The 24,557-nt window shown below is 56.7% G+C and carries 22 protein-coding genes; 6 read left to right on the top strand and 16 right to left on the bottom strand.

Annotated features, from left to right (window positions below; genetic code table 11):
- Window positions 1-709 precede the first annotated feature (709 nt).
- The 12 genes from ACRZ95_RS17025 to ACRZ95_RS16970 all read right to left on the bottom strand — a co-directional run bounded on the left by ACRZ95_RS17025 (window position 710) and on the right by ACRZ95_RS16970 (window position 14,230).
- Window positions 710-1,639, bottom strand: coding sequence for an SMP-30/gluconolactonase/LRE family protein (locus ACRZ95_RS17025; protein WP_170641086.1), 930 nt, complete (start codon window positions 1,637-1,639; stop codon window positions 710-712).
- Between the two features lie 92 nt (window positions 1,640-1,731).
- Entirely contained in the window at window positions 1,732-3,234 is a 1,503-nt protein-coding gene (locus ACRZ95_RS17020; protein WP_170680004.1) for an aldehyde dehydrogenase (NADP(+)), read from the bottom strand.
- A gap of 1 nt (window position 3,235) precedes the next feature.
- Window positions 3,236-4,147 (bottom strand): dihydrodipicolinate synthase family protein, encoded by a 912-nt coding sequence (locus ACRZ95_RS17015; protein WP_170680215.1) that lies wholly within the window; start codon window positions 4,145-4,147, stop codon window positions 3,236-3,238.
- Complete coding sequence (locus tag ACRZ95_RS17010) at window positions 4,148-5,323, bottom strand: L-rhamnonate dehydratase (RefSeq protein ID WP_170680006.1); 1,176 nt, start codon at window positions 5,321-5,323, stop codon at window positions 4,148-4,150.
- Window positions 5,324-5,333: 10 nt separating this feature from the next.
- Entirely contained in the window at window positions 5,334-6,338 is a 1,005-nt protein-coding gene (locus ACRZ95_RS17005; RefSeq protein WP_170680008.1) for a 4-hydroxythreonine-4-phosphate dehydrogenase PdxA, read from the bottom strand.
- A complete protein-coding gene (locus ACRZ95_RS17000) occupies window positions 6,335-7,297 on the bottom strand; it encodes a YncE family protein (protein ID WP_170680010.1) in 963 nt (320 codons plus the stop codon). Before ACRZ95_RS17000 ends, ACRZ95_RS17005 begins: the two co-directional genes overlap by 4 nt.
- 73 nt (window positions 7,298-7,370) lie before the next feature.
- Window positions 7,371-8,522, bottom strand: coding sequence for a substrate-binding domain-containing protein (locus tag ACRZ95_RS16995; RefSeq protein WP_170680012.1), 1,152 nt, complete (start codon window positions 8,520-8,522; stop codon window positions 7,371-7,373).
- 84 nt (window positions 8,523-8,606) lie between these two features.
- Window positions 8,607-9,734: an ABC transporter permease gene (locus ACRZ95_RS16990; RefSeq protein ID WP_170556670.1), complete on the bottom strand. Its 1,128-nt coding sequence runs from the start codon at window positions 9,732-9,734 to the stop codon at window positions 8,607-8,609.
- Between the two features lie 11 nt (window positions 9,735-9,745).
- Window positions 9,746-10,507, bottom strand: coding sequence for an ATP-binding cassette domain-containing protein (locus ACRZ95_RS16985; RefSeq protein ID WP_170556671.1), 762 nt, complete (start codon window positions 10,505-10,507; stop codon window positions 9,746-9,748).
- A 119-nt stretch (window positions 10,508-10,626) separates the two neighbouring features.
- Window positions 10,627-11,673: a substrate-binding domain-containing protein gene (locus tag ACRZ95_RS16980; RefSeq protein ID WP_170377209.1), complete on the bottom strand. Its 1,047-nt coding sequence runs from the start codon at window positions 11,671-11,673 to the stop codon at window positions 10,627-10,629.
- 20 nt (window positions 11,674-11,693) lie between these two features.
- Window positions 11,694-12,713: an ABC transporter permease gene (locus ACRZ95_RS16975; RefSeq protein WP_170667779.1), complete on the bottom strand. Its 1,020-nt coding sequence runs from the start codon at window positions 12,711-12,713 to the stop codon at window positions 11,694-11,696.
- An 11-nt stretch (window positions 12,714-12,724) separates the two neighbouring features.
- Window positions 12,725-14,230, bottom strand: coding sequence for a sugar ABC transporter ATP-binding protein (locus tag ACRZ95_RS16970; protein ID WP_170680014.1), 1,506 nt, complete (start codon window positions 14,228-14,230; stop codon window positions 12,725-12,727).
- Window positions 14,231-14,357: 127 nt separating this feature from the next.
- Between ACRZ95_RS16970 and ACRZ95_RS16965 the strand changes: the two genes are divergently transcribed.
- Window positions 14,358-15,398 carry a LacI family DNA-binding transcriptional regulator gene (locus ACRZ95_RS16965; RefSeq protein WP_170667777.1) on the top strand — a complete coding sequence of 347 codons (1,041 nt, stop codon included), beginning with the start codon at window positions 14,358-14,360 and terminating at the stop codon, window positions 15,396-15,398.
- A gap of 268 nt (window positions 15,399-15,666) precedes the next feature.
- On the opposite strand, the gene ACRZ95_RS16960 is transcribed toward ACRZ95_RS16965, so the two are convergent.
- Window positions 15,667-16,578: a LysR family transcriptional regulator gene (locus ACRZ95_RS16960; protein ID WP_170680015.1), complete on the bottom strand. Its 912-nt coding sequence runs from the start codon at window positions 16,576-16,578 to the stop codon at window positions 15,667-15,669.
- A gap of 107 nt (window positions 16,579-16,685) precedes the next feature.
- On the opposite strand from ACRZ95_RS16960, the gene ACRZ95_RS16955 reads away from it, so the two are divergent.
- The 5 genes from ACRZ95_RS16955 (at window position 16,686) to ACRZ95_RS16935 (ending at window position 21,248) form a co-directional block, all read left to right on the top strand.
- Window positions 16,686-17,462 (top strand): CmcJ/NvfI family oxidoreductase, encoded by a 777-nt coding sequence (locus ACRZ95_RS16955; RefSeq protein ID WP_170680016.1) that lies wholly within the window; start codon window positions 16,686-16,688, stop codon window positions 17,460-17,462.
- A 13-nt stretch (window positions 17,463-17,475) separates the two neighbouring features.
- A complete protein-coding gene (locus ACRZ95_RS16950; RefSeq protein WP_170680017.1) occupies window positions 17,476-18,441 on the top strand; it encodes an LLM class oxidoreductase in 966 nt (321 codons plus the stop codon).
- A 12-nt stretch (window positions 18,442-18,453) separates the two neighbouring features.
- The gene (locus ACRZ95_RS16945) at window positions 18,454-19,242 is read left to right on the top strand and encodes an SDR family NAD(P)-dependent oxidoreductase (protein WP_170680018.1); all 789 of its coding nucleotides are present in this window, start codon (window positions 18,454-18,456) and stop codon (window positions 19,240-19,242) included.
- A 92-nt stretch (window positions 19,243-19,334) separates the two neighbouring features.
- A complete protein-coding gene (locus tag ACRZ95_RS16940; RefSeq protein ID WP_170680019.1) occupies window positions 19,335-20,180 on the top strand; it encodes an enoyl-CoA hydratase/isomerase family protein in 846 nt (281 codons plus the stop codon).
- Between the two features lie 81 nt (window positions 20,181-20,261).
- Window positions 20,262-21,248, top strand: a complete 987-nt coding sequence (locus ACRZ95_RS16935) for a zinc-dependent alcohol dehydrogenase family protein (RefSeq protein WP_170680021.1) — start codon at window positions 20,262-20,264, stop codon at window positions 21,246-21,248.
- 231 nt (window positions 21,249-21,479) lie between these two features.
- Here ACRZ95_RS16935 and ACRZ95_RS16930 read toward each other — a convergent pair whose 3' ends face one another.
- From ACRZ95_RS16930 to ACRZ95_RS16920, 3 genes are all read right to left on the bottom strand, one after another.
- The gene (locus ACRZ95_RS16930; RefSeq protein ID WP_170680022.1) at window positions 21,480-22,277 is read right to left on the bottom strand and encodes a hypothetical protein; all 798 of its coding nucleotides are present in this window, start codon (window positions 22,275-22,277) and stop codon (window positions 21,480-21,482) included.
- 216 nt (window positions 22,278-22,493) lie between these two features.
- Window positions 22,494-23,894, bottom strand: a complete 1,401-nt coding sequence (locus ACRZ95_RS16925; protein ID WP_170680024.1) for a TRAP transporter large permease — start codon at window positions 23,892-23,894, stop codon at window positions 22,494-22,496.
- A gap of 11 nt (window positions 23,895-23,905) precedes the next feature.
- A complete protein-coding gene (locus tag ACRZ95_RS16920) occupies window positions 23,906-24,538 on the bottom strand; it encodes a TRAP transporter small permease (protein WP_170680026.1) in 633 nt (210 codons plus the stop codon).
- Window positions 24,539-24,557: the final 19 nt, after the last annotated feature.

Here is a 24,557-nt window from a genome sequence, read left to right as displayed (position 1 = left end):
GCACATTGCTACCTTCGAGGAGTTTCCTCCGATCCCCCCAGGAACGCCGGACCCCTACGAACCACCCACTGACTGAAGGGCGGCTTTGTCCGCGCAATAGGCCTTGATGAAACACGTGGCGAAGGGCCGGATCGAACCCACTTTGCCTAAAGCGTGATGCCCACAGATGTCCGGTCTTATACAGGTGGGTACAAACCTGACGAAACGACCGTTTCTGCTAGAGGGTTTTTCTCCACGAGGTTTTTCCTCATTTTGCGATGCCCGTAGATCGGTCCCGTAGTTGTTTGTATTGTTCGGTGTAAGCCAAAGCTAAAAATGCTGCGGTTGTGATGAATGTCCGCTTAGTTCCTTAGTGCGACGCAGACTTGAAGCTTGTCGCATCTGTCACCTAGATAGGGTTCAGGTGGGATCGCGGTAGCTTAGCAGGTTGGTCTTTTCCGGCTCAATCCTTCTATTCGACTGCGTGCTTGAATACTGCAGCCTTAGTCGCGTCGCGGACACTCGCAACGTTCAACTAAAAATCCTTGCAGGCCCTAGCATTAGAATTTGTGCGGCAGGAGCACAACAAATGCTTAAAAAACTGCTTCTTTGAAAAGTAGCTGCCCTTTCATAAACTTGTGCTGTGACTATTTCAAAACCATTTGATTGGGATTTGCGTCGACTTCTGCAAATGTCTCCCTTGCTTCCAACCCCACTTTCGCAAGTAAAGTCAAACCGGTGAGACACCGTTTACATTGAGATAGATCGCGTAAAGGCTGCTTGTTCCGGTCGCGAACAACCGGTTCAGCTTGGCGCCGCCAAAACATATATTCCCTACCATCTCGGGTATGTGCAACTTGCCGATCAAATCTCCTTGTGGGTTCAGGCAATGAACACCGTCTGCAGCAGAACTCCAGATGCGGCCTTCACGGTCTGGCCTGAAACCATCGAACAGCCCCGCCGAACAATTGGCAAACACCTCGCCGCCCGTCAGAGTTCTTCCGTCGCTCGCGACGCCGAATCTGCGAATATGCGCCGGGCCATCTGGGTCATGGGTGACGCCCGTGTCGGAAATGTAGAGAGCGCTCTCGTCCGGCGAAAAGGCCAAGCCGTTGGGTTTCACGAAGTCGGTGGCAACGGCTGCCACCTCGCCTGATGTCGGATCCAAACGAAACACATGACACGCCCCGATCTCACTTTCGGCGCGTTCGCCTTCATAGTCCATCATGATCCCGTAGGAGGGATCGGTGAACCAGATCGACCCGTCCGATTTGACGACAACATCATTCGGCGAGTTTAAACGCTTTCCCTTCCAAGCGTCCGCTAGAACCGTGATAGAGCCGTCATGTTCAGTCCTTGTGACACGCCGGGTCAGATGTTCGCATGACACCAGCCGACCCTCCCGATCCACCGTGTTGCCGTTGGCATTGTTCGAGGGCTGCCGAAACACTGAGACCGATCCATCGGTGTCATCCCAGCGCATCAGACGGTTGTTGGGGATATCAGACCAGACCAGATAGCGCCCGGCGGCAAACCAGGCCGGCCCTTCGGACCAACGCGCACCGGTCCACAACCGTTCGACCCGCGCGTGGCCAATGAAACAGGCTTCGAACTCTTTTTCGATGACCTCAAATCCGGTGCCCTCCAGAACGCCGTACATCCATTTTCTCCTTTGTTTGTCCTTTAGCCGCCGCCGAACCTGTGCGTTCGTGGCGTTTTGGGGTCAGGCCACAGACGGCCTGACGTGGATCCTCAGCCCTGGAGTTCATTCGGCAGCAAAGCACCAGGCATGTTCTGATAACTGACCGGGCGCAGCCATCGTGCAATACCGAAAGTACCGACAGAAGTCGCGCGCACGTCGGTGCTAGCCGGGTAAGGCCCGCCATGCATCATCGCCGAGCACACCTCGACACCCGTGGGAAAGCCATTGGCCAACAAACGTCCGGCTTTCTCTTCGAGAATGGGCATTAGGGTGCTGGCGAAGTCATGATCTGCGTCATCCATGTGCACCGTCAGGGTCAGTTGGCCTTCCAGCCCTTCGGCGAGCGCCACCATCTGGTCCGTGTCGTCGCACAGAACGATGATGCCAGCCGCACCGAATACTTCGTGTTGCAGTTTGGGGTTTGCCATCCACTGTTCCGCGTTGACTTTGAACAACGCAGGCAGGGCTGCGCGTTTTCCAGCCGCGACACCGCAGGATGTGACCTCGGTCATCAGATCGCGGAAGGCACGCACGCCCTGTTCATAAGCCACGTGGATGCCGTCGGTCAGCATCTTCTGCTCGGCGGTTCGGTTCAGTGCGTCAACACAGGCGGTTTCCAACGCATCCGCATCCGGGCCTTTCAGCATCACGGCAACGCCGGGGTTGGTGCAGAACTGCCCGGCCCCCATGGTCAGAGACGCGGCCCAGCCCGCGCCGATCTCTGCCGCTCGCGCATCCATAGCGGTGGGCAGACAGAACATCGGGTTGACCGAGCCAAGTTCGCCGTAAAACGGAATCGGGTTTAGGCGCGCATGGCACAGATCATAAAGCGCCCTGCCACCGGCCAATGATCCGGTGAAGCCAACCGCCCGAATATCGGGATGTTGCACTAGGACCGATCCGACCTCGCGCCCTGACCCCTGCACGATCTGGAACGTGCCTGCGGGCATGTCGCAGAACTCAATCGCCTTGGCGATGGCCTGAGCCACCAATTCAGCGGTACCCGCATGGGCGCTGTGGCCCTTGACGATCACAGGGCATCCAGCGGCCAAAGCCGAGGCGGTGTCCCCGCCCGCCGTTGAAAAGGCGAGCGGGAAGTTCGACGCACCAAAGACGGCCACCGGGCCGATGGCTTTGTGCGTCAGGCGCAGATCAGGACGGGGGAGTGGCGTCCGATCAGGAAGTGCGCCGTCTTTGCGGATATCGAGATACCCGGTCTCTTCGATCAAATCGGCAAACATGCGCAACTGCCCGGTGGTGCGGCCGCGTTCGCCCACCAGGCGCACCTCGGGCAGTCCAGTCTCTGCCATGCCGGTCTGGGTAATCTCCTCCCCCAAAACATCCATCTGCTCAGCAATCGTGCGCAGGAACGCTGCTCGCTCGGCCCGCGATTTGCCCGCAAACGCGCGAAAGTCACGGCGAGCGGCTCGACAAGCCTCGTCGACCTGCGCAGCTGTCGCCTGCGCAAAGTTCTGCCCGTCCAGATCATCTGAGGCACGCTGGTTTTCTGAGCCGACCCAGTTTCCGTCGATCAGGTTTTGTCCAAGGATCATCTTATTTTCCCCACTTCAGGACCATCGGGTCCAACGGTTTCAAGAGGTCGATCAAACGGTCGCGGATCGCCGGTTGAAGCGGGTCAATCGGGTGACGACAGAACTCGGACCGGATCACGCCGCCTTCGACCATCGCCGCCTTGCAGGACTGCCAGCCGCATTGGCGGTTTTCGTGGTTGATCACCATCGCCACCCGCCCATAGGCGGCGGTTGCCTCATCAAAGCGACCTGCCTGGTGATGGGTGATGACCGGCTTGATCTGGTCCACGATCATACCCGAGGTCATCGACCCCGTGGCTCCCGCATCCAGATCGGCCAGCAGGGTGATCCCCTCTTCCCCATCAAACGGCGCTTCAATCGCGTCGCCCCCTTCGGCAATCAGCGCACGCAGCTTGTTGGCGGCACGGGGACATTCGATCTTGAACAGCTTCACCATCTCGATCTCTTGCGCCATGCGCACCAGCAGAGGCACCGGCAGGTCGACACCCGACAAAGGCGCATCCTGAACCATAATCGGAATGCCGACCTCGCCCACCGCAGCAAACTGCTCGAAGGTCTGCTGTGCATTCCCTTTCAGAAGCGCCCCGTGATAGGGCGGCATCATCATCACGATGTCCGCACCCAAGTCCTTGGCAAATTGCGCCCTTTCCACCGCGATCTGAGTAGCGAAATGGCTGATCGTCACGATCATTGGAACACGTCCCGCGACGTGCTCCAGACTGAGCCGGGTCAAAGTCTCGCGCTCGGCGTCCGAGATCAGGAACTGTTCGGAGAAATTCGCCAGAACACAGATCCCATCCGCGCCCTGATCAATCAGACAATCAAGAACGCGTTTCATCCCATCCAGATCAAGCGTTCCGTCCTCGTTGAACGGTGTTGGCGCAACTGGCCAAATACCGGTGTAGGTCATGATTTACTCCGTAATCTGGAAGTGTTTGAGGTGTTTGTCCGTGATTTCGATCCCAAGACCCGGCGTATCGTCATCCAGATCAAGGAACCCATCAACGGCTTCGGGGTCACCTTCGAAGATGTAATAGAAAAGCTCATTTCCGACCTCGACATCAAAGACGGGGAAGTACTCGCTGATCATGCAATTGGCGTTGGCCATGGTCAGATGGTAATTGTGCATCTGGCCCGCATGGGGGATCACAGGCACCTGAAACGCCTCGGCAATCGCGTTGATCTTCTGCGCTGCGGTGATGCCACCCACCCGGTTCGTGTCATATTGCAGGACCGATACGGCCTTTTTCTCGATCAGGTCTTTGCAGCCGATGACCGAGAATTCATGCTCACCGCCAGAGACTGGCACGATATTCATCGCATTCAACTCGCGGTAGCCTTCGACATCGTCGGCGATCACCGGCTCTTCCAGCCAGCGGGGTTCATATTTGACGAGTTTGGGCAGCATCCGCTTGGTGTAGTCGAGATTCCAGCCCATGTAGCATTCGAGCATGAGATCGACGTCATAGCCGATGACCTCGCGCACGGCCTCGACCCGTTTGAGGTTCTCGCGCATCCCAGCCATACCATCTTTGGGCCCCCAGCCGAACCGCATCTTGTAGGCGGAGTAGCCGTTCTTTCGCGCCTTGGCGGCCTCGGCCTGCATTACGTCGATGGGACCGGAGTAGAGCTTGGAGTAATAAACCGGGATCTTCTCTTTGGTGCGCCCGCCCAGCAGTTTGAACACAGGCTTACCCGCCAGCTTGCCCATCAGGTCCCAGATCGCCAGATCGACGGCCGAGATCGCCGTCATCCCGATCCCCTTGCGCCCCCAGGCGTGGCTGCGCCGGTACATCTTTTCCCAGAGGTAAGCATAGTCGAACGGGTCTTCGCCGATCACCAGCGGAGCAAACCATTCGTCAATGGCCGCCTTGACCACCGAAGGAGCCAAGGCCGCGTTGCCGATACCGATGGTGCCGTCTTCGGTCTCGACCTCGCAGGTTAGCCATTGGTGGAACCGGAAAGACGACATCGCATCGCCTTTTTCGTAAAGCACGTCTGAGGCGTTGGTGCAGAAATTGCCCGTCGGCGGCACGGTTGGTCCAGTCCAGTTCCAGACGCGGGTGCGCACGGATTTAATCTTGGTCATCTTGGTCTCCTCAGTCCGCGCTGCGTTCGGCGCGATGTGTTTTGGCCATGCGCACCAGCAGATCGAACGCCTGCCGCATTGCGCCCGGATTGGCCTTGTTCTGTCCGGCGATATCAAAGGCCGTGCCATGCGCGGGGGTGGCGACCGGGATGGGTAAGCCGCCGGCCACGGTCACGCCGCGCTCAAAGCCCATCAGCTTGATCGCGATCTGGCCCTGGTCGTGATACATGGTCACAACCGCATCGACCTCGCCCCGCTGCGCCTTGAGGAACACGGTGTCCGAGGGCCACGGGCCGGTCACATTCAACTGTTTCTGCTGCGCCTTGCGCACGGCGGGCTCCAGAATGTCGATCTCCTCCCGGCCAAACTTGCCATTGTCGCCAGCATGGGGGTTCAGCGCCGCCACTGCGATGTTGGGGCGAGCTTTGCCCGCCTTGCGCAGCGTGTCATTGGCCAGATTGACCGCCTTCAATATCCCCTCTTCAGTGATATTGGCCGCCACATCCTTCAACCCGATATGTGAGGTCACGCGGGTCGTCATCAGCTCATCCAGAACGTTGAGTTCAGAGTGATAGCCGGTATGCCCCATGTAGCTCGCCATGTAGCGGTGCTCGTCCTCGGCATTCAGCCCGGCGGCGGTCATCGCGGCCTTGTTGAACGGGCCGAACAGGATACCATCCACCTTTCCCGCCATCGCCAGATCCATTGCTTTGTCGAGACAGCGGAGCGACGTCGTACCGCCCTCGACGGTGAACTCCGCGATCTTCACGTCCTCGGGCGCGATGGTGTCGAGTTCAAGATGTGACAGGCCCGGTTGATTTGCCACTGCATCCACCGTGTTGATCGGCACGTTCAGATCAGCCTGTTCCGCGCCGCGCCTCCACAGATGACTGTCTCCAACAAGCACAATATCCGCGGCCTCCTGCACGCCGTCCTGATTGAGCAGTTTGGCGATCAGTTCCGGGCCGATCCCCGAAGGGTCGCCGGGCACAATTGCGATACGAGGCTTAGTCATGCCGCGTTCTCCCAGTGTTTTGAAAATCCGTCGGGCAAGATGACCATCACGTCCGGTTCCTTGCCCGTATCAAAGGTCTGCACAACCTCGAACGTATCAAGATTGAACCGCTGCACCTGTTCGCAATCGATGGCGATATAGGCAAAGGCGGCCTCATCATCGATGCATAGTGCCAGCGGGTTCGCGGGTGTTTTCTGTTCGTGCAGCATCTCGCCCGTAGCTTCATCGAATACCGAGAACGACCCCCCGAAATGGTTCATCGTCACCAACCGGTTGCGTTTCTCGTCGTAGTAGATGCGGCAGGGATCATCTGGCGTAGGAAAGGTGCGCTCGATCTCAAGCGTGTTGGTGTTGACCACGGCTACGGTGTTCGAGATACGCTGCGAGGTATAGAGCGTCTGTGCCTGTTCCCGCAGGCAACGCCCTTCAGGTTTCTTTCCGGTCTTGATTGGGATCGGCGAAACCGACGCATCATATGGATTGAACACGGTAACATTGCCCGAGGTCAGGTTCATTGAATACGCTGTGTGTCCGTCCCTGGTCAGCGCAAACAGATGGCACTTGGTGCCGCCGGTTGGCGTGATGTGATCCCAGCCTTGATCGAAGGCACGCGGGTTTTCCTTGACCAGCAGATGGCCTGTCCATTCGGACAGCACGTAGAGACGCCCCTGCCCGTCTAGCCCAATCCCGTGCGGACGGGCATGCTCGCCCAGATCGTAGCTGTGCACGATTTCCTGTTTGCGGATGTCGATCACGATCACGGACCGACCGTCGGTGCCTTCGATACCGGAATTTTGCACGCCGTAATGACCGACATAGGCATAGTGAAACTCGTCATCGACCACGAACTCATGAGGGAAATGCGGCAGATCCAACCGCCCCTGCCGGGCACCGGTTTCAATGTCATACCAGCTTACGCAATGGCTGCATTTTTCAATCAACATCATGGATTGCGCCATTCGGGCTCTCTCCGTCTTTGGTTACTTCAGGTGCCTGCGGCCAGCCCTAACGGGCCAGCCACAGGCGAGTTTCTTAGCGCTCCAATGCGCCCACGCCCGAGAAGCGGAACGCTTCTTGTTCCAGCGCATCGATCTCCTCAGCGCTCATCTGGTCATGCGCGACGGTGATCCGGCCCAAGAACACAAAGGGCAGTTCGTCCTGCCGGCCCTCCATATGCGCCTTGATCGCTTCGGCTGTCGCCGCCCCCACATCGTCACCCATGCGCATCGGGGTCGCGTCCAGCTCGCCCCGGCGAATGGCGTCCAGCTCAAGGCCGGTGCCGCCCCAACCGGTCGAGAACACGTCTTTCTCTTTGCCGACCGCAAGCTGAGCTTCGACCGACCCCATGGCCATCGCGGTGTTGGCGTTATGGATGATGGTGGCTTCTGGATAGGCTTGCAGGATCAGGCTGGTGCCCTCAAAGCCGCCTTCGCGCTGGTACTCACCGTAATGCTCGTAAACGGTAGTCCAGTTGCCTTTCTCCTCAACGCAAGCCTTGAAATCACCCGACCGCTGGTCGTCGGTGATGCCAGGAATTCCGCGGTTCATCGCCATCGTGACGTCACTGCCCAGCCGTTCCAGCATATAGTCGCACATGGTCAGAGCACCGGCGGCAGAGCTGAAGTCGAACCACGCATCAGGCTGATTTATCAGCTCTTTTGGTGGCGTGTGGAAGGCCCAGACGAAGGTCGCAAACCCGTCATTTCCGGCCATCTTGTCGATATTGTCAGCCTGAATAGCCAGTTCCGACGGGCCAAAGATCACGAAGTCATACAGGTCCGCATCCTGAACCACCTGGTTGGCATAGGTCGATTGCAGACTGTGTTCGATCTGACGGCTGGCGAATTCGGTGGTTTCATACTCAATGCCCAACTCGTCCAGACGTTTGGTCATCGCCAGATAGTTGCGCGCCCAGAAGTCGGAGGTGTCAGCAGAAGGATAGATCAGTGCGATCTGCAAAGGTGCATCCTGAGTGCCTTCATACTTGACCGCTTCGGCCCCTGTCATCGCCTGCAAGGCTTCCAACTTGCCGTCGGCGTTAACCTCGCCCGGGACCCAGTAGTCCCGATCTTCGATACCCGGCAGTTCCTTAAGCGGTAGCTTTCCGTGCCCATCAGCAAAGGCTGCAGTGGCACAAAGGCAAAATGCGCTTGTCGTCAGTAGTGCTTTGTTCAATTGTTTCACGGTAAGTCCTCCCTTTCGCGAACATTGTGGGGCCTTGCAGGTGCGCCAGGACTCCTACCTCCGGGCGCACCACTTTTGTTTGCCTTAGCCGCTTGGCGTAGGCTCGGTTGCCAGTCCCGCCCCTAGGGCAAGCAACAGGATTAATGCGCCGATCAGAGCGGCCGAGAAGCGGATCAGTTTTTGCGCCTCTTTGCTGCGCAGACCCGCCAGAAGGCCCTGCGCCCCGTCACGGTCTTTCTTTTGCATCCAGGTGTAGAGCGCGACCGAGCTGACGATCACCACGCCCGAGGCGACGGATTGCCAGAAGAACTCGATCCGCAGAGTCACCAGTGCGTTGATCATCATCGACAGCAGCAGCACACCGGCCAGAGAGCCCAGCATCGAAGCGCGTCCACCGAACAGGGACGTGCCGCCCACAACAACCGCCGCAATCACATGCAGGTTGAAATACGGGGCCGAGGTCGCCTGAATGGCGTTCAGCTTTCCGGTCAGCATGACACCGGCCATCGCGGCAGCGGCACCCATCAGCACATAGGCATAGATCTTGTGTCGATCGACGGCCACACCGGTCATTTCACTGGCTTCGGGGTTTGAACCGATGGCGATGGTGTAGCGCCCGAAATAGGTGCGGGTCAGCACAACGTAGCCAATGGCCATTGTGATCAGGCCCAGCACCACCGGCACGGGAATGAAACCTGGGATCTGACCACGTCCGATTTCGGTGATGAGATCGGGGAAACGGGCCAGCACCAGACCTTTGGCAATCACCAGTGCCAGACCGCGATAGACGAGGTCCATCGCCAGAGTGCCGATCAGATCAGGTACCTTGAACCGGGTAATAACCAGACCGTTGATCAATCCCATAATCGCGCCCAGCACAATCGCCAGAGGTACGGCTACCCAGGCCGGAAAACCATATTGCTTCACAAGAAAGGCCATGAGAATGGCCGACAGTGCCGCAATCGAGCCAATCGACAGATCAATCCCGCGCTGGGTGATGACAAAGGTCATCGCCATTGCCATCGGCATATACAGCGCCGCATCCAGCAGGATCAGATTGAGATTGGTCAGACGGAAATACCGGGCTGGTTCCGCAATCCCCATGAAGATGAGAATGGCCAGGATCATCACCATTGGCCCGATAAAGGCCAGATAGGGCTCCAACCGGTCCATGATGGTTCTTTGTTCAGTGTTTGTCATCGCCGCGGACATAATGTTCTCCTTCACGCAGCTGCATCCTGGGCGCCGACAATCAGGCCCAGAACGTCTTGAACGGAACTCTCCGCAGTTTTGACAACGCCAACGGCGCGGCCCCTGCGTTGCACATGCACGCGGTCCGCCACTTCGAACACGTCATCCAGGGAGTGCGAAATCAGGATCACGGCAAGGCCCTGTTCACGCAGCGCCTTGATCAGCTTCAGCGTCCGTGCCGTTTCCTGTGGCCCAAGTGCGGCAGTGGGTTCGTCCATCACCAGCAAGCGCAGGTCTTCGTGATAAACCGCGCGCGAGATCGCGACCGCCTGACGTTGCCCGCCTGACAGGCTTTCCGTCATCACATCCATCGACCGCAGCCGCACACCAAGACGTTCTTCCAGAACCCGAGCCGCCTCAGACTTCATGCGTTTGTTGTCCAGAAACGGAATGCCGAACACGTTTTTGGTCAACTCGTTGCCCAGAAACATATTGGCCGCAGGGGAAAGGTGATCAGCCAGTGCGAGGGTCTGGTAAACCGCATCAATCCCGTTTGCGATTGCGTCAGAGTGGCTGGCCATCTCCAACGGTTTTCCATCCATCAGGATGTGGCCTTCGGTGGGCTGATACACTCCGGTCAGGATCTTGATCAGGGTGGATTTTCCCGCCCCGTTGTCCCCGACGATGGCGAGTACTTCTCCTGCATAGGCCGCCAGATCGACGTCCTGCAGCGCGGTCACCCCGCCGAAGCGTTTGGTTATTCCCAGCATTTGAACCAATGGCTGTTCGCTCATGGTTTCCTCCTTTGCGCAAAGCTCCGCCATGGCGGTCGAAAGGCCGCTGAGCTGGCTCTGTGCTGTGTCATCTTTTCGAGCGGGGCCCTCGCCATTTCAGGCAAGGACCACCGGAACGGTTACTTGCCCCAGATCTTTGCGTAGGCTTCGCGATAAGGGCTGTCCGGGTCGAACTGATTGCTATCGCCCAGCTTGGCCAGACCTTCCTCCGTCACCAGTGCGGGCGACGTGACATAGCCCGAGCATGCCTCGCCCTGAATGGCACGGTTCAGTTCATCGACCAGTTGCCAGCCTTGCAGGTTGAGTGGCTCGGCCACGGTGATTGTCTGGTAGTTGCCGCTGCGGATACGCTGGAAGGCAGCCTCTGAGCCATCACCAGCCGAGCCCGCTTGAGGCCCGTCGTCTGACGAGATACCCGCCGCCGCCAATGCAGGTCCCATGAAGTCAAAATACAGATCGTTGATCGCTAGCGCGTGTGTCCACTGGTCGCCGTATTTCTGCAGCAGACTCGTGGTCAAAGGTCCCATTCGGGCCGAGGTATCGGCGATCGGAGTATCGACATATTCCAGCACCGTACCGCCCGCAGCCTCGATGGTTTCTTTGATCCGGTCGGCCTTGTCGATGGCGATCTGATAGGTCGAGTCGGTAAAGATGATTGCGCCAACCCCGTCGCCGCCGTCTTCCATGGCCCATTCAGCAGCCACTTCGGACACTGTCATCGCGTCGGTTGAGACATTGGCAAAAATGCCTCCCGGCGCGTCACATCCGATCTTGGGACCCGAGTGCCACGCGACCATCGGGATTCCCGCGCTGACAACACCCTCTAGTGCTGCCTGTTGTTCAACAGCGTCAAAGCCGTTGATGATGATCCCATCCGGCTGCAACGCTAGTGCCTGGCCGATGGCTCCGGTCCGCCCCTGAATAGAACCGGCTCCGTCCAGTACGCGAACGTCCCAGCCAATGGTGCCAACTGCTTCTTCGACGCCATTGGTGACCCCGAGAATGCCTCCATTTTTTAGATCGCCCGCGACGACGACAATGGATTTGCCTTCAGCAGCTGTCGGTCCACTGGTTGGCCCGTCAAACGCCGTCTCGGCGGCGAGCGGAAATCCCAAGCCTGTCAGAAGCGCGGCGGCGGATACCGCCATGAAAGTCCGTTTCAGCATAATCTCCTCCCTTATGCTGTTTACTTTTTGGCGCCTTTGCGACGCTGAGCGTAACCGGCGATACCGATTGCAATCAGAAGCGTGACACCGTTGAACATCGGCTCGACCCAGAAGGATCCACCGAATTGCTGAATGCCCGAGATACCAACAGCCAGGATCGCGACACCCACGACTGTTCCCCAAACATTCACGCGTCCCGGCTTGATGGTCGTGGACCCAAGAAAGGCCCCGACCAAAGCAGGTAACAGGAATTCAAGACCGACCGAAGCTTGCCCGATCCGCAATTTCGACGCCAGCAACACCCCGGCAAAGGCGGTGATCAGGCCTGATGACATGAAAGCGCCTATAACGAATTTCCGGGTCGGAATACCGTTCAACTGCGCAGCACGCTGATTGGCGCCGATCGCGTAGAGGTACCGACCGATTGGCGTGTATTCCAGGATCAGCCACATCGCGACAGTGATCGCCAGAACGTAGAAGCCAGTGATAGGTAGACCGAATACAAAGGTGCCGTTGATGGCATAGAAACTCTCCGGCAACGCGCCGACCATCTGACGTCCGCCCGTGTGCCACAGCGCCAGCGCATACAGGACCGTGCCTGTGCCCAGCGTGGCAATAAAGCTGTCGATCTTGGCGACCTCGACCAGCAGACCGTTTAGGAAACCAGTCAGCAAACCCAGCAACAGAACAATCGCCACCGCAATCGGCCATGGAATGCCGTACAAGGTCTGCAGAGAGATCGCCAGGATATGCCACAGCACGATGCCGTACCCGACCGTCAGGTCAATACGACCTGCTGCCATCGGTATCATCGCCCCCAACGACAAAAGCGCAATGATCGCCTTGTCCGAGATAATCGCCCGCAGGTTCAGAAGCGTTGGGAAGGTGTTTGGCAGAAGGATCGAAAACAGGATGATCAGAAAACCTGTCAGCAAAACCAGCCCGTAAACCGGCAAGAACCTGAGAATTCGGGTTTTTAGCGAGGCGTCTTTCAACTCGGCCTTTGTCGGTTCCAGCGCATTGGATTCAAGCGATTGCATAGACGTATTCCTTAACTCGCCACGGCGTTCGAGGCCGAGGCAGCCTGTATCAGGTTTTCAGTGGTCAGTTCGGTGCCGGTTAACTCGCGCACGATCTGACCCTGGCTGAAGACAATGGCGCGGTGGCAGATGGCGGCGACTTCTTCGAAGTCAGTTGAAACGACGATGATGCCAACACCCTCTTCCATCGCGCGGTTCAACAGCGCGTAGATTTCAGCTTTTGCGCCAACATCGACACCTGCGGTCGGGTCTTCGCAGATCAACAGTTTGCGTTTGGTTTCAAGCCAGCGCCCGATGACAACTTTTTGCTGGTTGCCACCCGACAGGCTTTCAATCGTCATGCTCTGATCATTGGGAGACAAGGCCACGTCGGCACCGATCCGCGCGGCGCTCTCTGCCTCGGCCCGGTGGCCCATGAACGATAGCAAGGACCGCCCGATGGCCGCTGGATTCAGGAACGTATTCTCGCGGATGGTCAGCGACATGGCGACCGATTCCTCGGTTCTATCCCGCGCCACCAAACCGATCCCGGACGCCATCGCGGTCTGCGGAGAGCTTAAGTCAGGCGTTTCACCATGCAGGGTAATCTGGCCACTAAACCCCTCCGACCCGAACAGCGCGCGCGATACATTCTCGTGCCCTGCCCCGCGAAGCCCGACAAGCCCGACGATTTCATTTGTCTGCAACTTGAAACTGACGTTATGCGCTGCTTCCATGTTCAGGCCAGACACCTCAAGCAGCGTCGCACCCGGAGGTGCGTCTGGCTTCATCACCTGCCGTGTCTTGCGACCGACGATCATGTAAACTAGCTCTTCGGGAGTTGTATGGTCGATGCTGCGCAGACCGACCATCTCGCCGTCTCGTAGCACGGCAACCCGGTCAGCAATCTGAAATATCTCGTCCAGCCGATGCGACACGTAGATCATGCCGACGCCTTGTTCCTTCAACGGGCGCAGCGCTTCGAACAGTCGCTCGACCTCATCTGCGGGCAGAGATGCGGTTGGTTCATCCAGAACCAAATAGTCGCAATCCACCGCCAAAGCGCGGGCAATCGCGACCAGAGATTTCTCGGTTCGCGACAAGTCCTGCACCCGCGTGGTTGGCTCGAATTCACACCCCACCTTGTCCAGCGCGTCTTGTGCAAAGCTCTCTACGGATTTCCAATTGATCAGACCGCCTTTGCGGGAATAGCCCAGAGCAAGCGCAATGTTCTCGGCCACGGTCATCCATTCGATCATGCCCAGATCCTGGTGGATAAAGGCAACGGACTGACGCTCGCCAAAACCACCCGGGCGATGTTCGTAGGGTTCGCCATTGATCAGAACCCGCCCTTCATCCGCCTTGTGAATGCCGCCAAGGATTTTGATGAGGGTCGATTTGCCAGCTCCGTTTTCGCCAAGCAGGGCAACAATCTCACCACGCTCGACGTTTAGCGAAACATCCCGCAGCGCATAGGTGCCGCCAAAATGCTTCTTTATCCCGTCAAAGAACAGATTGTTTTGTGCAGTGCCGGGCACGGCAGTCTCCTCCTGGACCTGGGTGACCCTGATGCTCCTCAACATCGTATTGAGTTACCCGTAACGTTACGCTAGCATTCGCACAGACCCGGTCATTGTCAATAAAAAAGAGTTACCCGTAACGTAAATGAGCAGTGATACTGATAAATCAAGCAAAAACAACAAAGTAAGCCTTGCTGAGGTGGCGAAGGCTGCGGGCGTGTCGAAGATGACAGCCAGCCGAGTCCTGCGCGACGAAGGTGGGTTTTCGGAAAAAACGCGCGCCAAGGTCATGGCCGAAGTGGACAGGTTGGGCTACCTGCCGAATCGCTTGGCGACCGTTTTCGCGGGTGACAAGAAGTCTACTTTCGTCGGGGTCAGCATCCCCGAATTGGGCAACGAAATCTTCGCGCAGGTTCTGGAGGGCATCGACCGCAAACTCGGCGCTTTCGGGCACCAGACTGTGCTCGGCCTCACCGAGCACGAAATCGACCATGAGGAAAAATGGATCGAGACCGTGCTGTCCTGGCAACCTGCCGGGCTGATTATCACAGGTCGCTCGCACAGCCAAAAAGCGATCCAGATGCTGCGAGGCGCAGGCATCCCACTGGTCGAAATCTGGGATTTCAATTCAAGCCCGTTGGACATGTGCGTGGGGCTCAACCACTTTGACAGCGGCTACAGTATGGGTCGTTATCTGGCTGGAATGGAGTATCAAAAGTTCGGCTATGTCGGCACTTCACATGACGTCGCAAATGCCGCAACCGCACGTCTGAACGGCTTTTCCAAGGCCATCGAAGATGCAAACGGGCGGCTTGAAAAACAACTACTGCTGAAGGACACGCCAGGCTTCTATACCGGATTTTACGGCACCGAGCAGCTGCTTGCCTCCCACCGCGATATCGAAGTTGTTTTCTACCAGAACGACAATATGGCGATTGGCGGGCTTCACTATGCTCAAAAAATCGGATTGAGCGTTCCGAACGACATTGGAATTGCCGGATGGGGCGACTTACCCATTTCAGCGATTCAACCCTATCGGTTGACGTCAATTGCAGTACCCCACCTTAAGATTGGACAGATCGCAGCCGAGATGGTTCTGGCCCAAATCAATGGAGAGCCAACGAAGTCCACCAAGGACGTCGGATTTCGGCTTATTCCTGGGAGTACGGTGAGAAAAAAAATCTGACCGAATGGGTAAGTTGGGAACAGCCAGCAAGGAAGCGCATGGAAAGTTCCCAGATTTTCCCGGCTCACAACGGATATTGAGCAAAGCTTTCGATTGCTGTGGTTGCCGCCCGCATAGCGGTCATTCAGAAACCGTAAATCAATTCGAAAAGCAGAAATGACGGCTGGGCGGAACAAACCAGACTTTTGCGATTGGAAAAGGCATGTCCACTTGTCCCCGTCCCGGACCTTGTTGTCACGATGTCTAAGAGCGTATTGTCCGATAGCTCTTATGTTTCCCAAGGAGGCTTTGCCCCTATCTCTGCAACCAGAAAGTCCATGAACACCCGCACTTTTGGGGACAGCACGTTGGACTTGGGATAGATCAGCCACAAGACATTGTCTTCACTGGCCTCAAAGTTTGGAAGAACCCGCACCAAACGGCCTGACTTCAGTTGGTCATGCACGCTCCAACGAGCATTCAAAGAAATACCTGCTCCTGCTAGTGTGGCGCGGACCTGGCTTTGACCGTCATCGATGATCAAGTGGCCTTTGGCTGAGGTAGGATCGAAGACAGCGTTTTCACCCGCCGGTCCTGTAAGTGACCGCGGTTGGAGGTTTTGGAAAGCGATCAGACGGTGGTTTGTCAAATCGGCTGGTGTATCGGGAACGCCATGCGTTTCGAGGTAGTGTGGCGCGGCACAAAGGATACGCTGGTCATCCGCCAGTTTGCGGCCCTTCAGGCTGGTGTCGACAAGTGGCGCGTTCCTGAGTGCTAGATCGTAGCTTCCTTCGATCAGATCGAACTGCACATCCGATAGGCGCAAATCGAGCGTGAGATCGGGGTGCTGTTCAAGAAACTTTGGCAGGATTGGCGCGATGTAGAGCTGTGCGAAACTGCTTGGCGCAGCAAAACGCAATGTACCTTTGATCGTTGTCATTTGCTTACCCAATGCAGCAAATGCCGCCTCTTCCTGCGCAATGATCTCACGGGCGAAGGGCAGGAAATCCGCTCCTTCCACTGACAACGACACTTTGCGTGTCGTGCGGTGCAAAAGCTCGAAACCGAGGTTCTGCTCCAGCTTGGCAAGCCTTGTGCTGGAAACCGCTGGGGCCATGCCCAGATCACGCCCCGCCGCGCTGATGTTCAGCATGTCTGCTGCCCTAATGAACAATCGAAGCGCGTCTGTGTCTAAGCCCATTATATTTATTTTCCGAATTATCAATACATGATTGGGCAGTTTATCTTCAATTTGATCGAGGTTAAATCCCTTTTAAAGAGACAGCAAAGCTTAGGCAGGAGGCGCACATGACACGGACAGCCACCGTCAACTACCATGTTCACAAATCCTACCGGCAAGCCTTCGAGCTTGATGCTGGCGGGGTCGCTGGCAACCTGATTTCCCCTGAGTTGGTCGCGACATCCGTTGTGCTAGCAGACAACCGCACAACGACCTCATCAGTTTCATTTGCATGTGATGCTGTTGAAATCATGCCACTTGAAACGCAGGTCCGAGACTTTGCAGGCGACAGCTGGAAACCGAATTACGATGCGGAACTTAAAGCTATGCTGAAGGACAAGCTGGGTGCGAGAGAGGTCGTGGTTTTTGATCACACTGTTCGGGTGGATGACCCCGACGCAATACGTAAACCGGCGCGCAATGTTCATAGCGACTACAGCAAGGACGGAGCCGAACAACGGCTTATCGACTTGGTGGGTGCCGAGACCGCAGCGGAGTGGGCGCAAGGTCATTTTGCCTTTGTCAACGTATGGCGTCCTGTAGAGCATGCGATCAATTCGGCACCCTTGGGCTTTGTACGGCCGTCGTCTGTCGACCCGTCTGACTGGATTCTACTGGACCTGATCTATCCTGACCGCGTGGGGCAAATCATGGGGCTGGCGGGAAACCCCAAACATGAGTGGATCTATCAATCCAAAATGACAACGGATGAGGTCGCGGTCTTCAACATATATGACAATCAAGGCCTGGCTTCGATTGCTCATAGCGCCCTCGATATGGTCGAGGATCCAAACATCACTACCATTCGCAAAAGCATCGAAAGCCGCACTTTGGTGCGCTATTAAAGGAGGGCCAGACATGTTGGATGAAACGCAGCCGGCTGGGTTTGAGCAAATCAATTTGGCCTACAACCAGGTGTTCCGTCCCGGACGACTGAGCGTCGGTCTTGTATTGCCTCTCGAAGCTTATGCCGTCGGGGCAGAACCGACGCTACGAGGGCATTTGGAAGCGGCTCAGAAAGCCGAGGAGCTTGGGTTTGCGGCACTTTGGCTGCGGGACGTGCCCTTCAATGTTCCAAGCTTTGGCGACCCCGGGCAGGTTTTCGATCCATTTGTCTATCTGGGAGCGTTGGCAACGGCGACGGATCGGATTGCGCTTGGAACGTCGAGCGTGATCCTGCCTTTGCGTCACCCCGCTCATGTCGCCAAGGCAGCAGCGACGGCAGATGTGCTCTCTGCCGGGCGGTTGCTTTTGGGTGTCGCGTCCGGCGACCGGCCCGAGGAGTACCCGGCGATGAACCAGAGCTTTGAAGATCGCGGGGCACGTTTCCGCGATAGTGTTGAGTACATCCGCGCCGTTGAATCGGCTTACCCGACACATAAAAATGCACAGGGCAAACTGCATGGCGGGATTGATCTATTGCCAAAACCGCACGGGACGCGCCTGCCGATGCTCATTACCGGTGGCAGCCAACAATCACCTGATTGGGTAGCGCAGAACGGAGATGGCTGGATGACATATCCGCGCAATGCGGCGGCTCAGGGTCAAGTCATCTCAGATTACCGCAGACGCGTGAAAGCTGCAGGTCAACCGGATAAGCCTGTGATGCAATCGCTATACGTCGATGTTGTAGCCGACGCTGCCGCACCACCACGCCCAATCCATCTTGGGTTTCAGTCGGGCACCGACTTCCTGCGCAGTTATCTGCGCGAGATTGAAACGCTCGGGGTCAATCACGTCGCGCTGAACCTAAGGTTCAATCAAGCACCGATCGACACAACCCTCGAACATCTGGCGGACACTCTGCTGCCTGACTTTTCCTGAAGGATCAGACCGATGACCAAGACTATTCTCATTACAGGTTCAACCGACGGCATTGGCCTGCTGACAGCGAAGAAGCTGGCTGCCGGTGGGCACAAGGTGCTCCTCCATGGACGCAGCGCATCCAAATTGGAGAGCGCGGCTGCCGCCGTCGGAGGCGATGTCGAAACCTATGCCGCTGATCTCAGCGATTTGTCCGCGGTTCGAAAACTGGCCGAAAACGTTCAGGCGAAGCATCATAAACTGGATGTATTAATCAACAACGCCGGTGTGCTAAAAGCCCCTCAATCCGTGCTGGAAAATGGTCAGGACATCCGCTTTGTTGTGAACACGCTTGCACCGTATCTGCTGACCGAATTGCTTTTGCCGATCATTCCCGCCGACGGGCGTGTCGTGAATCTGTCATCGGCTGCACAGGCCCCGGTAAACCTCAAGGCCATGCAGGGCAATGTGCCAATGGCTGACATGGAAGCCTATGCCCAAAGTAAGTTGGCGATCACCATCTGGACCCGCGAATGGGCCAAATCGCTGTCGAATGCACCTGTGATGGTCGCCGTAAATCCCGGATCCCTTTTGGCATCAAAGATGGTGAAAGAAGGCTTTGGCCTGGCCGGGAACGATATGAACATCGGCGCTGATATCTTGATTGATGCGGCCTTGGGTGCGCGGTTTGCGGACGCGGCCGGAGCCTATTTCGACAATGACAGTGGCACTTTCGCTGATCCCCATCCCGCAGCGCTCGACAAAAACCACGCTGCCGATGTCATTACCGCTATCAAAGACTTGATCAGCCAGACAGGCTGACCATCCCGGCGCGAAAACGCCGAACACCTCCACCTTTAACACTCCCCTACCCCTCACGCGTGCTGCGTCGAGGCCCAAGAAAGGACTGCCTAATGAAATACGAGAACTTTCAAACCTTTGACGTAGCTGTCGAAAACGGCATCGCCACGGTCACCTTCAATTTTGGCTCCGTGAACGTGCAAGGCCAGGAAATGCTGGCCGATCTCAACAGTCTGGCCATGCGGCTCGAGCGGGACCGCGACACCAAAGTCGTGATCTTTCAGTCGGCCAATCCGGAAATCTGGGTCTGCCACTACGATACCGAGCTACTTAAGGACATGTCGACCGAAGCCGTGTCCCGCGAGGACGCTCGGCTGTTGGATCTGCAATCGGTTTGCGAGCGGATCAGCAAGGTACCGCAGGCCACCATTGCAAAGCTGGAAGGGTTTGCGCGCGGTGGCGGGCACGAATTGGCCTTGGCGTTGGATATGCGCTTTGCCGCGCGGGGAAAGTACAAGTTCATGCAGATGGAGGTCGGAATGGGCATCCTGCCCTGCGGCGGTGGCGCCTCGCGCATGGCCCGTCAAACCGGCCTTGGCAAAGCGCTTGAGATCATCCTGAGCGCGCAAGACTATGACGCGGATGACGCCGAACGTTTGGGCACCATCAACAAGGCTTTGGAAGCGGATGAAATCGGCCCGTATGTGACTGCTCTGGCCGAACGGATCGCACAATTCCCCGCAGAGTCGATCAATGCCTGCAAACAGATGGTCTATGAATCCATCGACAAACCCATCGATGAGGCGCTGAAGGCCGAAGCCTATTGGCTGTATCAGGCGACCAGCAAAACTCCGGCAGTAAAACGTTTCACGATCGCGGATGAACAAGGTTTGGAACATGACATCGAGAACCAGCGCAAGTGGGGCGATCTGGTGATGCAGGTGCAGGACATCAACTGATCCCACCTCAACACAATGAACTCGTCAGGCGTGCGCGGTTTCCACGTGGGCCTGACACCATTTCTCAAAAGGAAAACTTCAATGAAGGCAATGGTTCTCAACTCTTACGGACCCGATGCGCTATTCGAGCTTGCTGAAATTCCCGATCCGGTCGCGACACCCGGACATGTTGTCGTCAAAGTGGCCGCGACCAGCGTCAACACCGTCGACACAATGATCCGAAGCTTGGGCGCGGACCTGCCTCTGTCCCCTCAATTGCCTGCCGTGCTTGGCATGGATTTTGCTGGCACGGTTGTTGCGATTGGCGACGGTGTGACAGGTCTTGCCATAGGCGATGAGGTGTACGGTTGTGCAGGTGGATTGACGGATCTCCCGGGCGCTTTGGCGGAGTACATTAACGCAGACGCGCGCCTGATCGCACACAAACCCAAGACGCTGAACATGCGGGAAGCTGCAGCGCTGCCTCTCGTCGGCATCACCGCCTATGAAGGGCTGACCCGTGCTGGTGTTGGCGAAGGGCAGACTGTTCTGGTGCAGGGTGGTGCCGGTGGCGTTGGTCACATTTCCATCCAAATCGCCCGCCACCTTGGTGCCAAAGTATCAGCAACGGGTCGCGACGAGGGCCAGTTGACCCTGATCGAAGAGCTGGGCGCGCGCGCGATAGATTTCACAACACAAAAGGTCCAGGACTACGTGGCAGAGCGCACCGGCGGTGTGGGCTTCGATGTGGTGTTCGATAGCGTTGGCGGTCCGAACATGACGAACTCTTTCGAAGCCGCCCGACTCAATGGCCATGTCGCCTCAACGGTCGCGATGGTCGAGATTGATTTGACGCCTATGCATTTCAAAGGTCTGTCTCTGCACGTCGTTTTCATGCTGATACCGATGATGCACGATGTCGGGCGGCAAACTCATGGCGACATCCTGCGGATACTGGCGGATCTGGCGGATGACGGCGCTCTCAAACCGATTGTTGACGAACATAAGTTTGGGTGGAACGATGTCGGTGCAGCTTATGGGCACCTGACGAATGGATCTGCGGTCGGAAAAGTCGTAGTGGAGGCGTGACAAGATTCAACTGGGGTTGGTGCGTATAATGACTTTTCGCACCAACTCAGTTTGAGCTGCATTTGATGACGCACATCTTGCATTGCTGACCTTAGAGCCGATCGCATCCTATGTTACTTTGGGTTCGCAGCAGCCGATCGCTGCGATCTGCTCGAACGGTCGGTTCGGTGTTTTCGAATGTCCGATTCCCTCAGAGCGTTTGGCGGAAGTGCAGGCAAAGTCACCATTCAATCAAAGGTCGGGTTTATGAATTCCGGAAGCGATGCGCGCGCGCTCGTAAATACGTGAAAGAAGTGCTCCTAAAAGGTTGAGCCAGGTCATCGGAATTAATACGACAAGGCCGTGACCCTTTGTGAAACCTGGATTGCGTAGCTTAAAGAACTGCACGTCTGATGGATCAAGCCGTTCATTGAGACGTTTTTCTTGCGGTGTTTCGATAGTGACCCATCCGACGTCGCGCACAAACGGGTCTTCTGGACGAACAGCCGGATCAGAGAAGCTTTCTATGAGCTGGCGAGCGATTTTCTGAATATTGCCGGGCGGCTTAACATCCGGGTGCGGGAAAATTCGCCGAAAATACTTGCAGAACAGGTGATAGCTCGACGTGTGAACGAGTGTGCCGAGATAGTACACTGGGGTGAATGGGTGGCTTAGTTTTTCAGTTAAAGCACGTACGATGCCGAAGCCGTAAGTTGCGCCGCGCCCGCGAAACCCAGGTGCCAACCCAGCCTCTGCCCGCAATACAATGACGCTGCGCCCATGCACTTGGCGTCGATAGCGGTGAACTGCACAATAACCAATAACACTTTGGTCTGCCGCGTTGTAAAGCTGGATGGATGTTGCTTCTGCCGGCGGTTCTATCACGTGCTGATGAAACTCTTCGGCGGAAACACCCGCAAAGATCTTTTGATGTACTGAATACAGTTTGTTCGACAGTGCTCGCCGCTCACAGGCCGAAAGTTCTGCTGGCACAACAATCCTGCCTCGGGCAATCCTAGGTTCTTTTCCGGTATGGCGTTCCGTTTCCATTTTGACCGATTGTAATGCGAAGATGTGGAGATGTCTCTGCTAGGCTCTCTCCGGTCATTTTGTCATCCGCAGAATAGATAGACCATGGCACTAACCGTCCCGGCGAGGACGGTCAAAACTGGACATTGAACAAGTGTCATGAATTCTGCCACGCAGCTGATTGATGCAGGCCTTGGCCGCACCGGCAAACCGCACTCCAAAACCAACCCATGTGGTTCAGACCTGTCCTGGAAGCCATAGAACAATCGCAGGGAAGACGACGAGCATCGCGATGGTCGCAGCATCCGCTAGAAAGAAAGGCGTTACACCCTTAAAGACATCCTGCACGCTTAGGTCATCCCGCACACCAGCCACCACAAAGCAATTCAGCCCGATAGGTGGGGTGATCAGGCAAAACTCGGCCATTTTGACAACCAGAATGCCAAACCAGATGGCACACATGGGCCCAGACATACCGAAGGTACTCTCGGCTGCACTTACGGTCTCACCACCGTTCAGAGCCATGACAGCAGGGTACACGACCGGCAACGTCAGCAGCAGCATACCTATCGCATCCATGAACATACCCAACACTGCGTAAGCCAGAAGAATACAGATCAGGATCAGCATTGGAGACATTTCTAGCGAGGTGATCCAGTCGGAGAATGCACTTGGCAACTCGGCGAAACCAAGAAAACGAACGTAAACCAAAACGCCCCAAATGATCGTGAAAATCATGACGCTCAGCTTGGCGGTTTCCAAAAGCGCGTCTTTGAGTTCGGACCAGCGCATACCCTGATACAGCGCCATCAGGAACACTACGAATGCTCCAATTGCGCCGCCTTCGGTTGGCGTACCCCAGGCATCGCCGCCGAATGGATTGTAGACAAAGAAGATGATAGTAACGACGACAATCACGATGGGCAATGCGGGCGGCAACGAGAGGAAACGTTCTTTCCATGTAAATCCGGTGACCGCGGGACCAAACCCTTTGATTACGACGGCCATGCCAATGATAAGCAGGCCATAAATCACAGCCGAGAACATGCCCGGGATGAATCCCGCCAACAGCAGTTTGCCCACATCCTGCTCGACTATAATCGCGTAGATGACCAGAATGGCCGAAGGCGGAATGAGCGAGGCGAGCGTACCGCCTGCAGCAACGACACCTGCAGCAAAACGCTTGTCGTAGCCGATCTTCAACATCTCGGGGATGGCGATACGCGCGAACACAGCGGAAGTGGCGACCGAGGCCCCGGAAACCGCAGCGAACCCAGCAGTCGCAAAAACTGTCGAGACAGCCAGCCCGCCGGGAACCCATGCCAGCCAACGCTTTGCGGCTTCGAACAAGGCTTTGGTTAGCCCCGCATAATAAGCGAGGTAGCCAATCAGAATGAAAGTCGGGATAAGGCTCAACGCTTGGCTTGAGATCTTAGAGTGCGGCACCTGCCCCGCTGTCTTGACGGCCACAGTCACAGCCTTGCCGAACCGCGCCGGGTCATACCCAAACTTGGCCCAGAAGATCCAGATCAGACCAACCATGCCAGCTGTCGCGGCGGCGAAGGCCACGCGCATCCCCAACACCACAAGAACAAGCATACCGCCCGATACGATCAGACCAATATCTATGGGTTCCATAAGATTTAACCTCAGTTGTCGTGGCCCGAGACGTGCTCGGCTTCCATTGCAGCTTGGGTCGCTGCATCGGCAACTAGCGGGACGGCAATCGGTGCCTGATCGGGGTGCTGGATCGCACGACTGTAGGCCCAAAGCTGTAGAGCAAGCCTTAGGCAAAGCACGCTAAAGGCGACGGGTGCCAACAGCTTGGCCGGCCACAGCGGGATACCGATGTCGATGGAGCTGTCGCGGCTCCAGAGTGGAGCACCAAAGTCAAAGCTGCGTGCGAAATGCGCCCAGCTCCCCCAGATCAGCAAGACGATCAGCGCCAGAATGACTGCGGTCGTGATGAACTCAACGATATAGAGCGTCCGGCCCTTGAGCGCGCCAACAACCATGTCCATTCGGATATGACCGCCATCACGCTGCGCATAAGAAATCCCCATGAAGGCGATCAACGGCATGGCCTGCTCGATCCAGTCCACGTAACCGGGAAGCGGCGCATTGGCGAAATTCCGGCCACCAACGGAAACCACGGCCATGACCATCAGCGAGAAAACTGCAAGACCGCTGATCAGAGCCAAAAAGCTTTCCAGTTTGTAGAGACGTTGATCGAGAATGCTGAGACGGCTGTCGTCGGACAGCACTTGGGATGACCCGGCCATCTTTGTACTCCGCTGTCAG

The organism is Ruegeria sp. AI3 (assembly GCF_056541245.1).
The sequence above is the reverse complement of the archived record's forward strand: the minus strand, read 5'-3'. Positions and strand labels throughout refer to the sequence as shown.